The 13,219-nt window shown below is 68.9% G+C and carries 14 protein-coding genes; 9 read left to right on the forward strand and 5 right to left on the reverse strand.

What is annotated here, in order from left to right; all coding sequences use genetic code 11:
• The first annotated feature begins 2 nt into the window (after nt 1-2).
• From Q0L11_RS20465 to msrB, 8 genes are all read left to right on the forward strand, one after another.
• The gene (locus tag Q0L11_RS20465; protein ID WP_296599720.1) at nt 3-1,115 is read left to right on the forward strand and encodes a peptidylprolyl isomerase; all 1,113 of its coding nucleotides are present in this window, start codon (nt 3-5) and stop codon (nt 1,113-1,115) included.
• On the forward strand, nt 1,112-2,314 hold the full coding sequence (locus tag Q0L11_RS20470) for a hypothetical protein (RefSeq protein WP_296599721.1): 1,203 nt from the start codon (nt 1,112-1,114) through the stop codon (nt 2,312-2,314). Before Q0L11_RS20465 ends, Q0L11_RS20470 begins: the two co-directional genes overlap by 4 nt.
• Nucleotides 2,315-2,329: 15 nt before the next feature.
• Nucleotides 2,330-2,911, forward strand: coding sequence for a hemerythrin domain-containing protein (locus tag Q0L11_RS20475; protein ID WP_296599722.1), 582 nt, complete (start codon nt 2,330-2,332; stop codon nt 2,909-2,911).
• On the forward strand, nt 2,908-3,519 hold the full coding sequence (locus tag Q0L11_RS20480) for a molybdenum cofactor guanylyltransferase (protein ID WP_296599723.1): 612 nt from the start codon (nt 2,908-2,910) through the stop codon (nt 3,517-3,519). Before Q0L11_RS20475 ends, Q0L11_RS20480 begins: the two co-directional genes overlap by 4 nt.
• A gap of 13 nt (nt 3,520-3,532) precedes the next feature.
• The gene (locus tag Q0L11_RS20485) at nt 3,533-4,813 is read left to right on the forward strand and encodes an acyl-CoA dehydrogenase family protein (protein WP_296599724.1); all 1,281 of its coding nucleotides are present in this window, start codon (nt 3,533-3,535) and stop codon (nt 4,811-4,813) included.
• Between the two features lie 360 nt (nt 4,814-5,173).
• On the forward strand, nt 5,174-5,521 hold the full coding sequence (locus Q0L11_RS20490; RefSeq protein ID WP_296599726.1) for a hypothetical protein: 348 nt from the start codon (nt 5,174-5,176) through the stop codon (nt 5,519-5,521).
• A gap of 744 nt (nt 5,522-6,265) precedes the next feature.
• The gene (argC, locus tag Q0L11_RS20495; protein WP_296599727.1) at nt 6,266-7,246 is read left to right on the forward strand and encodes an N-acetyl-gamma-glutamyl-phosphate reductase; all 981 of its coding nucleotides are present in this window, start codon (nt 6,266-6,268) and stop codon (nt 7,244-7,246) included.
• Between the two features lie 83 nt (nt 7,247-7,329).
• Entirely contained in the window at nt 7,330-7,830 is a 501-nt protein-coding gene (gene msrB, locus Q0L11_RS20500; protein WP_296599728.1) for a peptide-methionine (R)-S-oxide reductase MsrB, read from the forward strand.
• Between the two features lie 53 nt (nt 7,831-7,883).
• Here the strand turns inward: msrB and Q0L11_RS20505 are convergent, their stop codons facing one another.
• From Q0L11_RS20505 to Q0L11_RS20515, 3 genes are read right to left on the reverse strand one after another with little or no spacing between them, the layout of a single operon-like run.
• A complete protein-coding gene (locus Q0L11_RS20505) occupies nt 7,884-8,729 on the reverse strand; it encodes a DUF2807 domain-containing protein (protein ID WP_296599729.1) in 846 nt (281 codons plus the stop codon).
• A gap of 9 nt (nt 8,730-8,738) precedes the next feature.
• Complete coding sequence (locus tag Q0L11_RS20510) at nt 8,739-9,305, reverse strand: DUF1700 domain-containing protein (protein ID WP_296599731.1); 567 nt, start codon at nt 9,303-9,305, stop codon at nt 8,739-8,741.
• A complete protein-coding gene (locus Q0L11_RS20515) occupies nt 9,302-9,628 on the reverse strand; it encodes a PadR family transcriptional regulator (protein ID WP_296599732.1) in 327 nt (108 codons plus the stop codon). The genes Q0L11_RS20510 and Q0L11_RS20515 overlap by 4 nt, the downstream gene beginning before the upstream one ends.
• 152 nt (nt 9,629-9,780) lie before the next feature.
• Here Q0L11_RS20515 and Q0L11_RS20520 point away from each other — a divergent pair, with 152 nt between their 5' ends.
• Nucleotides 9,781-10,824, forward strand: a complete 1,044-nt coding sequence (locus Q0L11_RS20520) for a S41 family peptidase (RefSeq protein WP_296599734.1) — start codon at nt 9,781-9,783, stop codon at nt 10,822-10,824.
• Here Q0L11_RS20520 and Q0L11_RS24715 read toward each other — a convergent pair whose 3' ends face one another.
• Together Q0L11_RS24715 and phaC are read right to left on the reverse strand one after the other, a co-directional pair.
• A complete protein-coding gene (locus Q0L11_RS24715; protein ID WP_367183472.1) occupies nt 10,825-11,346 on the reverse strand; it encodes a lysozyme inhibitor LprI family protein in 522 nt (173 codons plus the stop codon).
• Entirely contained in the window at nt 11,229-13,181 is a 1,953-nt protein-coding gene (gene phaC, locus Q0L11_RS20530; RefSeq protein ID WP_296599737.1) for a class I poly(R)-hydroxyalkanoic acid synthase, read from the reverse strand. The genes Q0L11_RS24715 and phaC overlap by 118 nt, the downstream gene beginning before the upstream one ends.
• Nucleotides 13,182-13,219: the final 38 nt, after the last annotated feature.

Raw genomic sequence — 13,219 nt, forward strand, 5'->3', positions numbered from 1 at the left:
CCATGCGCACGCTCGTGATCGACGGGGTCGAAATCCCCGAAGCGCTGCTCGCGCAGGAAGCCCAGAACCACCCCGGGGCCTCGGCGGCCGACGCCCGCGCGGCCGCCGGCCACGCGCTGGCCATCCGCGCCCTGCTGCTGCATCGCGCGATCCGGCTGGGCCTGGAGGCGACGCCGGAGGTCGACGGGCGCGGCCGCGAGGAGACGCTCGAGGAGGCGCTGATCCGCGAGCTTCTCGATGCGGAGGTCGAGGTCGCCGCGCCCACGCACGCCGAATGTCGGCGGGTCTACGACGCTGCGCCTCAGCGGTTCCGCACGCCGGCCCTCAGCGAGGCCTCGCACATCCTGGTGGAGCCTCGCGGCGACGACGACGACGCCATCCACGCCGCCCGCGACGCCGCCACGCGGCTGATCGCGGCCCTGGCCGGCGGGGCCCGCACGTTCGCGGAGCTCGCCCGCGACCATTCCGACTGTCCGTCCGGCGCGACCGGCGGGTCGCTCGGCCAGCTGCGGCCGGGGGACCTCGTTGCCGAGGTCGAACGGGTCCTGGCCGGACTGGCGCCGGGCGAGATCGCCGCCGAGCCGGTGCGCTCGCGCTTCGGCTGGCACGTGTTGCGCCTCGATCGGCGGATCGAGGGCCGCCAGCTGCCGTTCGAGATGGTCGAAGACCAGATCCGTCTTCACCTCGAGAGCCGGGCCTGGACTGCCGCGGCCACACGTTACGTCGCCGACCTGACGGCCGAGGCCCGGCGACAGGGCGTCGCCCTGACGCTGAACGCCGACGGCGGGGTCCGCGAGGGATCGGCGACCCTGGGCGATTTCCTGAGCGACACCGGCGTCGCGGAGCGCCTCGCCCCCTGGTTGGACGTGGTCGACGCCGACCTCGCCCGTCGAGTGGGAGAGGCCGCGGCCGTCGCGGGCGACACCGTCCCGATGTTCGCGCGCGCGGCGATGGCGTCCTTCGTCGCCGAGGCCAACGACGAGCGGTGGACCAACCTCATCTCCGCCGCCCGCGACGCGAAGGATCCGGCGCTCGCCTGCCTGGCCGCGATCCTCCGCTCCAAGCTCGTCCCCGCCAAGCAGGTGTTCACGGTCATCCGCAGGGTCGCCGCATGAGCCGCGTCCATGTCCTCCTGGCGGCTGGCGGCGTTGTGCTGGCGCTCGCGGCCCCGGGCCTGGCCACGGCGCAGGACCTTCCCGGCAAGGTGATCCTGGAGATGCGCCTGCGCTCGGAATCCGTCGACCAGGACGGCTTCGCGAAGGACGCGCAGGCCGTCACCCTGCGCACGCGCCTCGGCTATGAGACGCCCGCCTGGAACGGCTTCAGAGGCCTGGTCGAGGGCGAGAATGTCGTCGCCCTGGACGAAGCCTACAACAGCACCACCAACGGTAAGGTGCGCTATCCGGTGGTCGGCGATCCGGAGGTGACCGAGCTCAATCGTGCGCAGGTCTCCTGGACCGGCAATGCGGCCGACGTCGTGGTCGGACGCCAGCGCCTGATCCTCGGCAACGCGCGCTTCGTCGGCAACGCCGGCTTCCGCCAGAACGAACAGACCTTCGACGCCCTGAAGGCGGCCTATCGGCCGACCAAGGACCTGACGGTCACCTACGCCTACATCGACAAGGTCCACCGGGTATTCGGCCGCCACAACCCCCAGGGCGCATGGGACAGCGACAGCCACCTCGTCCAGGCCGATCTCAAGACGAAGGGGGGCCAGCTCACGGGGTACGGCTACCTGCTGGCCTTCGACAACGCCCCGACGCAGTCGAACGCGACCTGGGGCGCTCGGTTCGCCGGGGCTCGCCCCCTGCAACCGAAGCTCAGCCTGACCTATGAAGCCGAGTTCGCGCGCCAGACCGACTACCGCAACAGCCCGACCGACTTCGACCTCGGCTACCTCGGCCTCGGCGTCGGCCTGAAGCGGCCTGCAGAGTGGATCACGGTAAGCTACGAGCGCCTCGATGGCGACGGCCGCCGCGGGTTCCAGACCCCGCTCGCCACGCTCTTCGCCTACCAGGGCTGGGCTGACGTCTTCCTGACCACCCCGCCGGGCGGCGTCCGCGACCTCAACCTTCGGGCCGGGGCCACCGTCAAGGTCGGACAGAAGGGCACGCCGCTGAAGCTGCAGGCCGCGGCGCACGACTTCACGGACGACGATGGGTCGCGTCGGTACGGGCGCGAGATCGACCTGTTGGCCGCCCTCCCGCTCAGCAAGCTGCTCAGCGCCGAGGCCCGCGTGGCCGTGTTCGACGGCGCCGGGACGGGATTCGCCGATCGCCAAAAGATCTGGCTGACGCTCGAAGCCAAGTATTAGCCCAGGAGGGTCGTCATGGTGGCGTTGAACCGAGCCCACGTCGTCGAAACGCCGGACGACCTTCTGTCCGACCCGATCACCTGGTTCTTCGCCGAGCACCAGCGCCACCGGCAGTTCTGCGACCTCATGCAGCGCGCCTCGATGGCCAGCGTCTACGACGAGACGCTGATCCGCTGGCTGCTGGACTTCGTCGTCCACGACCTTGCCATCCACGTGCTGGACGAGGAGGAGGACCTGTTTCCCCTCATGCGAGCGCGCGCCCAGCCGGAAGACGACGTCGACAAGGTGCTGGGACGGCTGCAGGGCGAGCATGCCAAGGACCTCACCGCCGCGGCCGCTGTGCGCCACCACCTGGAGTCCTGCCTGCGTCAGCAGGTCCCCATCAGCCGCAGCAACGTCCGTCGCCGCGCGCTGGAGGCGTTCGCCGTCCAGGAGCGCGGACACCTGGCCCTTGAGAACGCCGTCGTCCTGCCCCTGGCGCGCCTGCGCCTCACCGAACGCGATCTCCTGGACCTCTCCAACCGGCTCGCGAAGCGCCGCGGCGTGGTCTGGCGGCCCGCGCGCCGAAAGCGGACCGCCAAGGTCAGCGCCCCGTGACACCATCGCTCGTCGCCGTCGTGCTGGCCGGGGGCGAAGGTCGCCGGATGGGCGGCGCCAAGCCATTGCGCCGGTTCGCCGGCACGACGCTCGTGGGCCACGCCCTCAAGCTCGCCCGCTTCTACGGCCGGGACGTCGCCGTGGCGGTTCGCGATCCCGTCCAAGTCGCCGGGGCCGTGGACGCGCCGCTCATCCTGGACGATCCGGCTATCGAGGGGCCATTGGCGGGCCTGGCCGCTGCGCTCCGGTTTGGCCGCCGGAAGGGTGTCGCGCGTGTCCTGACGCTGCCCTGCGACTCGCCACGCCTGCCCCTCGATCTCGCGGCGCGCCTGCACGCCGCCTTGGGCGACCGCGAGGGCGTCGCGGTCGCGGAGAGCGACGGCCACCTTCACCCGGTGTGCGCGCTGTGGCGCGTGGACGCGGCCCTCGACGCCCTGCCGGCCTATCTCGCGAGCGGTCGGCGCTCCCTGAAAGGCTTCGCGGGGGCCGTTGGAATGACCCTGGCCAGCTGGCCGGCCGCCGGGATGGATCCCTTCGCCAACGCCAACACGCCCGCCGAACTCGACGCCCTGCAACTCGACCGCGGCCTGCCGGTCGCGGCTAAATGAAAGGAACTCCGCCATGGACTTCGGCCTTTCCGATCGCGAGACCGCCTGGCGCGACCGCGTGCGCGCCTTCATGGCCGCGCACGTCTATCCGGCGATCCCGGTCTACCAGCAGCAGATGGCGGTGGAGGGCGCCGCGCGCTGGCGGGTCATTCCGATCGTGGAGGAGCTCAAGGCGCGGGCCTATTCGGAGGGGCTGTGGAACCTCTTCCTCACCCCGGAGCCGGCCGGCGGCAGCGCGGAGGAGGACGCCGGGCCTGGCCTGACGAACCTCGAGTACGCCCTCTGCGCCGAGGAGATGGGCCGCGTCGGATTCGCCTCGGAGGTCTTCAACTGCTCGGCGCCGGACACCGGCAACATGGAGGTGCTGCGCAACTACGGCTCGCCGGCCCAGAAGGCGGCGTGGCTGCGGCCGCTGATGGCCGGCGAAATTCGCTCGGCCTTCCTGATGACCGAGCCGGACGTCGCCTCGTCCGACGCCACGAACATCCAGACCTCCATTCGCCGCGACGGCGACCACTACGTCATCAATGGCCGCAAGTGGTGGTCGTCGGGGCTGGGCGATCCGCGCTGCAAGATCGCCATCCTGATGGGCAAGACGAACCCGGACGGCGCACGCCACGCCCAGCAGTCGCAGATCCTGGTGCCCACCGACGCGCCCGGGCTGGAGGTCGTGCGCATGCTGCCGGTGTTCGGCTACGACGACGCCCCCCACGGCCACGCCGAGGTGGTGCTGCGCGACGTGCGCGTGCCGGTGGAGAATCTGATCCTGGGGGAGGGGCGTGGATTCGAGATCGCCCAGGGCCGCCTGGGGCCGGGGCGCATCCACCACTGCATGCGAACTCTAGGCGCGGCCGAGGTGGCGCTGGAGAAGATGGTGGATCGCCTGCTCTCCAGGGTGGCGTTCGGCAAGCGCCTGGCCGACCAGTCGGTGTGGGAGCAGCGGATCGGCGAGGCTCGCCTCGACATAGAGATGACACGGCTCCTCTGCCTGAAGGCCGCCGACATGATGGACAAGGTGGGCAACAAGGCCGCTCAGCTCGAGATCGCCATGATCAAGGTCGCGGCCCCGCGCACCGCGCTGAAGGTGCTGGACGACGCGATCCAGGCGCACGGGGGCGCCGGCGTGTCCGAGGACTTTGGCTTGGCCCGCGCCTACGCGGGGATGCGCGCCCTGCGCCTCGCCGACGGGCCCGACGAGGTGCACCTGCGCGCGATCTCGCGGCTCGAGGTGGGCCGCCACGGCGCACGGGTTCGCGCGTGGCGAGAAGGTGAGGCAGTCGCGCCTGCGGCTTGACCGAAACCCGCCGTTTACTTGATCCCCTTCAAGGCCTTTTGGCCTTCCAGCGCCTAGGTTGCCTACATGCCGCCCCACGTGGGCTTCCGACGGCGGCGCTGGAAGGAAGGTGATCGACAGAGAGGCTAGACCTTGAACGTTTTCCCCTTTCCTGGCCCTGCGGATGCGTCCGCGGGGCCTTTCGTCGGCCGGATGGCCTGAGACCTAATGGCCCCTCAGGTCCGCCCCGATCGGCGTCGCGCCGCGCGCTGATGGATGATGCAGGGCTGGCGCGATGATCAAGGCATCGCTTGACGCGCGACAATCGAGATTTGTTGCGGCGGCTTTAGCTTCGGATGGCCAATTGCAAGGAGGCCATCGATGTCCAGTCTGAACACTTTCAGTGCGCTCGCCGCGGTCGCGGCCCTGACGCTGCCGCTCGCCGCCGCGGCCCAATCCGTGGCGCCGGTCCAGGTGGACGGCCGAACGCCCACGGTGGTGCGGATCGCCCTGGCCGGGAAGCCAGCGGCCGCAGTGAAGCACGAGGTGAGGGTCGCCGCTGGAACCGTCTGCCGCAACGCAGCGACCAACCGTGAACTCGCATTTTACGATGTCGATTGGTGCCGTCGCGCGACGGAGGTGCGGGCGTTGTCGCGCTATGCAGCGATCCTGAAGCACAATGGCGATCAACTTGCCGCTGGGTCAGAGCTGACACTTGCCGTTCGTTAGGGCGCGAGGCTCTGGCCCATTTTGGCGCGAGAGGGGTGGAGAAAGCCGGGCGCAGAAGTGTCTTGGGCGCGAAGGGTCCACCCCCTAAGCTGGGCATCAGAGCCTATGATCGTGGAGCCTCGCCAGCAGGGGCGGTTCTGCCTTCGCCCGCCCCTGGACGCGGCAGCTGCCGCTGGTCTGGCGCGTGGTCCGATAGAGACGTCGCGGACCCGGCGGTGTGGCCGACCATCACGATCCGAACCTGAGTCCGATCCCGCCGTGGTTTACCCCATGTCGCCAAGCAGACATCGGCCAGTGCGGGATGCAGACCATCAGCAAGGTAGCATCGTCGGTTTGGACGCCGCCCCATTGGGTCCTGGCAAGTCGCGACGGCCGCGAAGGTGACGATACGCTCGCGCCAACGCCCTCCACGTTGACCTCGACGTGAAGGCCGTGCATGGGGACGTCCGCAGATTTGCTGATCGCCGGGTGTGCTCTATCCCAGCAGTAAGCCCGTAGTTTCCACATGCCATCACATCGACGTCGACCTTCGCAAGACACTTTGGTCAGCGCCAATCGAGAACCCCGCTTCACAGATCATTCACAATGTTTTTTCGACGACAATATCGATGCAAATACAATGACTTAGAGAGCTTCCAGTTCTCGAAGCGCTAACCCGCGCGCGAGCACTCGCGTTTGCAGAAGGGCGCTTCGGGCAACCGAGGCGCCCTTTCTCTTTTTGGCCTGCACATTTCGGGGACCCCCATGGCCCACACAGTGTTCATCGACGGCGAAGCCGGCACCACCGGGCTCCAGATTCGCGATCGGCTTGCGAAGCGTCCGGACTTGGAAATCCTCTCGATCGACCCGGCCCGGCGCAAGGACACCGACGCGCGCGCCGAACTGCTGAACGCCGCCGACGCGGTTGTGCTGTGCCTGCCCGACGACGCCTCGCGCGAGGCGGTGTCGATGATCACGTCCAACCGCGTGAAGGTGGTCGACGCCTCGACGGCGTTCCGCACGGCGCCGGACTGGAGCTACGGCTTCCCCGAGATGTCGAAGGGCCAGCGAGCCGCAATCAAGGCGTCGGACCGGGTGTCGAACCCCGGCTGCTATCCCACGGGCTTCATTGGCCTCGTGCGGCCGCTGGTGGCGGCCGGTCTGGTCCCCGCCGACTTCCCGCTGACCGTGAACGCGATCTCGGGCTACTCCGGGGGCGGGAAGGGGCTGATCGCCGAGTTCGAGGCCGCCGCCGCGCCGGTCGGCACGAGCGACGCCTTCCGCGCCTATGGCTTCACCCTGGCGCACAAGCACCTGCCTGAGATGCAGATCCATACAGGAATCTCCCATCCGCCGGTGTTCGCGCCGTCTGTTGGGCGGTACGCGCAGGGAATGCTGGTGGAGGTTCCGCTCCAGCTTTGGGCGCTCCCGGGCAAGCCGTCGCCGGCCGACCTGCATGTGGCGCTGGAAGCTGCCTACGCCGGTGAGGCCTTCGTCGAGGTGACCAGCGACGCCGAATGCGCGGAGCTCCAGAAGGCTCGCGCCGGCGCGGCCAGCTATGTCCAAGCGCTGGATCCCGAGGCGCTCAACGGTACGAACCGGATGCGCCTCTTCGTCTTCGGCAGTGCGGATGGCAGCCAGGCGCGGCTCGTCGCCCTGCTCGACAACCTGGGCAAGGGCGCGTCCGGCGCGGCGGTGCAGAACCTCAACCTGATGCTCGGCCTCCCGGAAGGCGAGGGGCTCTAGATTCGGAAATGCCCGGCGCGCATGGAGCTCATGCACCCGGACGCCCTTGCATCTCGACGCCGAGAGCGCACGTAATCGGGGTCATGAGCACCCCCAGCCCTCTTCACCGCCGCGGCTTCCTGGCCGCCGCGTCCGCGCTCGCGTTCGTTGCGCCCGTCTCGTCGCTTGCGGCGGCCAAGGACGCCTACGCCAACTCGCCGTTCCGCAAGATCACCGACGGAGAGTGGAAGCAGCGCCTTCCCGGGCCCAGCTACCAAGTGCTGCGGCGCGAGGACACCGAACGGCCGGGCACAAGTCCCCTGCTGAACGAGCATCGCAAGGGTACGTTCGCCTGCCTGGGCTGCGGCCTGCCGCTGTTCAGCTCGACCACCAAGTTCGAGAGCGGCACCGGCTGGCCCAGCTTCTACCGGGCCCTGCCCGGGGCGGTGGCCACTAAGACCGACTACAAGATCGGCGTGGCGCGCACCGAGTACCACTGCGCCCAATGCCTGGGCCACCAGGGCCACGTGTTCGACGACGGCCCCAAACCCACCGGCCTGCGCTACTGCAACAACGGCCTGGCGCTGAAGTTCATTCCCGCCTGATCCAGAAGGGACGGCCCGGGACGGCGCAATGGTCCCGGGCCGCCAGTGTCAGCCTAGAGCTTGTCACTCTTCGGGCTGGGAGACGGTGAAGGCGAAGGAACGGGAGACGGCGAGGGCCTGGCCGAAGGCTCGCTGTGCCGAACCCGCCCGGCGCCGCTGACGTCGGTTTCGAGTTGGCGGGGGTTGGTCAGCAGGCGCACGTCGCCGGCGCCCGAGATGTCGAGCTTGGCCCAGTCGGTCGGCGCGATCGTCGCTTCGGTGGCGCCGGACAGGTCCACCTTGGCGCCCTTGGCCTTGAGGTCGGCGAGGTCCGCCTCGGCCTTGCCCGACATGTCTAGGTCGAGGGTATCCGCTTCGCCATCCGCGCTGACCTCGGCCACCCCGGAGACGTGCAGGCGCAGGCTATCCTGCCGGTAGCCCTCGATCGCGAGCCGGTTGTCACCGGACACCTCGAACTGGCTGATGTTTGGGGCGCGGACGACGATGCTGAGCTTCGGCCGCCAGTGGGCGCCGTGATGTTCGTAGCGGATGCTGTCGCCGCGGACGACGACTTCGTCGATCGCCCGTTGGGGACCGGTCACGATGACGGCGGCCGGGCCGGCCTGCTGGACGTAGCGGACGTCAGCCGGCAGGTCGATGCCCAGCCGTTCGGCGCCGCTCCAGGCCAGCGTGCGGGTCCCTTGCGGGCCGAGTTCGGCGCGGTGATGGCGGGCCCCCCAATCGCTGTCGTTGTCCCAGTCCCAGCGGACGTCGGCGTCCCAGTCGTCCCAGCGACCGGAGAGGACCTTCCAGCCGCCGTTGGCGACGGCCTCCGGGCCGCCGATGGCGACCGCCGCCGACAGGGTTGCCACCGAGAGCACGAAGCCGGCGATGGCGATCATGAAGAGAACGCGGATCATGGCGAGGCCTCAGGCTTGCGGTTCGAGGGCCGGCTTCAGCAGCCGGTAGTGGAGCCGCCCGTACCAGACGAGGGCGTTGATCAGGCCGATCGAGACGATCGTCAGCAGCGCTCCGCCCGAGGCCGAACCGGCCATGATGCCGATGCCGCTGAGGATGGCGGTGGCCGGTCCGCCCGGCGGGTCCATGAAGGGGCCTGCCGCAAAGACGAAGGCGCCGGCGAAGAAGCAGGCGATCACCGCCACGAAGAGGCCCACGATCGCGCCCGCCACGCCCATGAGGATCGGCAGCAGCACCAGGATATCGATCGCGCCGAGGCCGAGGACCGCGAAGACGGCGGCCGCGGCGGAAGAAGGACTGCGCTCGTCGCGCCAGCGGTTGAGGCTGCTCTCGGCGCGGATTTCCCGCGCCAGGCGGTCGGGATCGCCCAGCGCCGCGGCGACTTCGGCCTCGGTGCGGCCGGCGGCTTCGCCGTCGATGAAATGCGCCTCATAATCGGCGACGATGTCGGTCACGGTTTGCGGGGGCAGGCCGCGCAGGCCCTCCCGCAGCCGGGCCATGAAAGCCTGGCGTGTCATTGCGCCCCTCCAAGGATGTCGTTGACGGCGCCCGAGAACGACTTCCAGGCGGCCGACTGCGAGTTGAAACTCTTCTTTCCGGCCTCGCTGAGCCGGTAGTACTTGCGCGGCGGGCCGGCGGTGCTCTCGACGAGATAGGTCTCGACGAGGCCGTCCGACTGGAGCCGGCGCATCAGGGGATAGATCGTGCCTTCACCCATGCCGATGGCGTCGGCGAGGCGGCTGGCGATCTCGTAGGCGTAGCTGTCGTGCTGGTGAAGCAGGGCCAGAACGCAGAGTTCGAGCGCCCCCTTCTTAAGCTGGATTTCGATGGCTTCGGGCACCCGGTTGGTCCCTCCTTGCTGAGCCATTGGGTACGGCAAGGTACTGGGCGACGCAAGGTAGCTTGCATTAAACCTTAGTCATGACACCGACGTAACTCGAAGCCTCGGATCCAGCGTGCGACCCAGCCTCCGCATCAACGAGCGAGGACCGAATGTTCCGTAACCTGCTGTTTGCCGCCGCCATGGCGGCGATGCCCGTCACAGCCCTGGCTGGCGACCTCACGCCGAAGGCCGCGGGGGAGGTGGTCGACCAGTTGGTCGAGAACATGGACGGCTACATGGATCCCAAGGTCGGCGCCGCGGTGCAGGCGGACCTGAAGCGCCACAGGGCAGAGTATGTGAAGCTGGACAGCCGTGCGGCGTTCGCGGAGGCCGTGACCCGCGATCTCTACGCCGTTTCGCACGACAAGCACCTCAAGGTGTCGCTCGAGACCCTGGACGCGAGCCGCGGCGCAAGACTGACCGACGAGCAGCAGGCGCTGGTGGACCGCCGGCTCGCCTACGGCCTGATGGCGATCCGCCGGCTGCCGGGCAACGTCGGGCTCCTGAAGATGAGCTACTTCGAGCAGGGCGAAGCGGGGGCGAAGCTCGTCGAGACCGCGCTGGACCTCCTCCAGGACACCGACGCCCTCATCATCGACCTGCGCGAGAACCATGGCGGCGGCGGCGCCAGCGACGAGACGTTCTTGGGTCACCTGTCGCGCGCGCCCATTCCGATGGCGAAGATCTACTGGCGCACGGAAGGTGGTGGGACCGAGGTGATGCAGCGCGCGCCGCGCGCGCCGAAGGGCCAGCCGCTCTATGCCGACAAGCCGGTCTTCGTCCTGACGTCGCGCGAAACCGGATCGGCGGCCGAGGCCTTCGCCTACGACCTGCAGGCGGCGAAGCGGGCGACGCTGATCGGCGAGACGACGGCCGGCGCCGCCAATCCGGCCAACCGCGGCTTCCACCTGGACTACGGCTTCCGCGTGTTCATCCCCACGGGGAAGGTCGTGCATCCGACGACCGGAGGAAATTGGGAGGGCGTGGGCGTGCAGCCCGACATCGCCGTGGCCCGCGACCAGGCGCTGACCGAGGCCTATGGCCGGGCGCTGGGAGCTGCAAAGCCTGCGGTGTCGACGCCGAAGAGCGAAGCCGAGCGGATGCGGGCGATCAGCGACCCCAGGGCCGCGCTGCTGGCCGATCAGGCGCTTTAGTCAGTCTTCCTTGTGGCCGGCGCAGCCCATCTCGCCCTCGGCGCAGTCCAGCTCGGCCTGGAGCGTCCTGGTCCGCTCGTCGGTCACCGCTTCCAGGCAAAGCGACAGGGACGCGGTGTAGAACGAACCGCCGCGCGAACCCGCCCGAGCGGCGCAGTCGAGGTCGCGGAAGGCGATCCAGGCGCGCTGGGCCGCGCGAAGCCGCTGCCGCCCCCCGGGCGAGGCCTCGGCCACCAGCTTGGCGTAGACGCGGTTGAGCTCCTTGTCGGCCATCTCGTGGCGCGTCCCTGCCTGCACGTTCATGTCGTACTGCGTCGGCCCATCGAGCTCCGGCCGCTTCTGGGCGAGCGCCGGTGTCGCTGCGAGCAGCAGCGCAGCGGCGAGAGCCAGGCGGCGTGTCCGGCTCAGCTCCTCACCTTCACATACTCGCCCGGCGCGTCGCCCAGCGGCTTGAGCGGCCCCTGGGCGGGATCGCGCGCCGGGACCTTCTTGCCCGACCGGGCCTGCAGCCAGACCAGCCAGTGCGGCCACCAGGACCCTGGGTGTTCAATGGCGCCGGCCTGCCACTCCTCGAGCGTCGCCGGGAGCTTGTCGTTGGTCCAGTGCTGGTACTTGTTGGCGGCGGGAGCGTTGATGACGCCGGCGATATGTCCCGAGCCCGCCATGGTAAAGGTGGTCGGTCCGCCGAACAGCCGGGCGCCCTTGTAGACCGAGCGCGCAGGGGCGATGTGGTCCTCCTTCGAGGACTGGACGTAGACCGGGACCTTCACCTTGCCGAGGTCGATCTGGACTCCGCCCAGGGTGAGTTCGCCCTTGGCCATGGCGTTCTGGCCGTAGAACCGACGCAGGTAGAAGGTGTGGAGGGTCTTCGGCATCCGCGTCTGGTCGGAATTCCAGAACAGCAGGTCGAAGGGCTTGGGCTCCTTGCCGAGCAGGTAGTTGTTCACGAAGAACGACCAGATCAGGTCGTTGCCGCGCAGCGCGTTGAACGTGTCGGCCATGCTCTGGCCCGACAGTACGCCGCCGCCCTGGTCCATCTTGGCTTCCAGATCGGCCAGCCAGTCTTCGTTGGTGAAGAGCAGGAGGTCGCCGGCCTCGGAGAAGTCCTGCTGGGCGGCGAAGAAGGTGGCCGAGCCGATGGACGTGTTTCCGGTCGCCGCCATGTGGGCGAGGGTGGCCGAGAGCAGGGTGCCGCCGATGCAATAGCCGACGGTGTTTACTTGATCGACGCCGGCCTGTTTCAGCGCGGCGCCGACGCCTTCGTAGATGCCCTCGCGCATGTAGTCTTCGAACGTCTTGGTCGCGAGCGCGCTGTCGGGGTTCACCCATGAAGCCACGAAGACCGTGACGCCCTGGGCCGCCAGCCAGCGGATCATCGAATTCTCGGGCCGCAGGTCAAGGATGTAGAACTTGTTGATCCACGGCGGGAAAATCACCAGCGGGATCTCGAACACCTCGTCGGTCGAGGGGGAGAACTGCAGCAGTTCGATGATCTCGTTGCGGAAGACGACCTTGCCCGGCGCCGTGGCCACGTTCTCGCCGATCTTGAACTGGTCGTAGTCGGTCTGGGCGATCGAGAGCTGTCCGCCGCCGCGTTGCAGGTCAGCCTGGAAGTTCTCCATGCCGCGGACCAGGCTGGCGCCCCCCGTGGCCATGACCTCCTTGAGCGCCGTCGGGTTGGAGGCGAGGAAGTTCGACGGCGAGAACGCGTCGGTCAGCATTCGCATGAAGAATTCGACGCGGCGCTTCTCAAGCGGTTCGACCCCGTCGACGTCGGCCACGAGGTCGTTCAGGAAATTGGCCGTCAGCAGATAGGACTGCTTGATCACGTCGAAGACCGGGTTGTCGTTCCAGTCGGGATCGTTGAAGCGCTTGTCGCCCTTGGCGGGGGTCACGATCGGGGCCGGAGTCTCCCCACCGGCCCTGCGCGCCGCCGACTGCCAGAGGTCGAGGTAGCGGGAGAAGAGGTCGGCCTGCGCCCGCATCAGCCGGTCCGGCTGGGCCGCGAGCCGACTCATCACCTGCGTCAGCGCCGGCGCCACATGGAAGGGGTCGGGCGACAGCGCGGCGGGGCGATCCGCCTGGCGCAGGGCCATCTCGGCGATGGCCCCCTGGGCGGCGATGGCCGCGCGGGCCAGGTTCATCGAAAGCTGTTCCATCTGCACGCGCTGTTCGGCAGTGAAGGCCGCCGGATCGAACGCAGCCGCCATGGGCTGGGGCATTGGTTCAGCGCTGGGCGGCGCAGATTCGGCAGTGAACGACTTCGCCTCGGCGGCCGCCTTGGCCGCCTTCTTCTCACCCTTCTTGGAGCCGGCTTTCTTCGCCCCCTTTGCCGGGGCCGAGGTCTGCTCGCTCATCCTGTCGTTCTCCCGAATGGCGCGATCTGCAGTCGCAC

Origin of the sequence: Phenylobacterium sp., assembly GCF_024508875.1 — a bacterium.
In the GTDB taxonomy this organism is placed as follows: Bacteria; Pseudomonadota; Alphaproteobacteria; order Caulobacterales; family Caulobacteraceae; genus Phenylobacterium.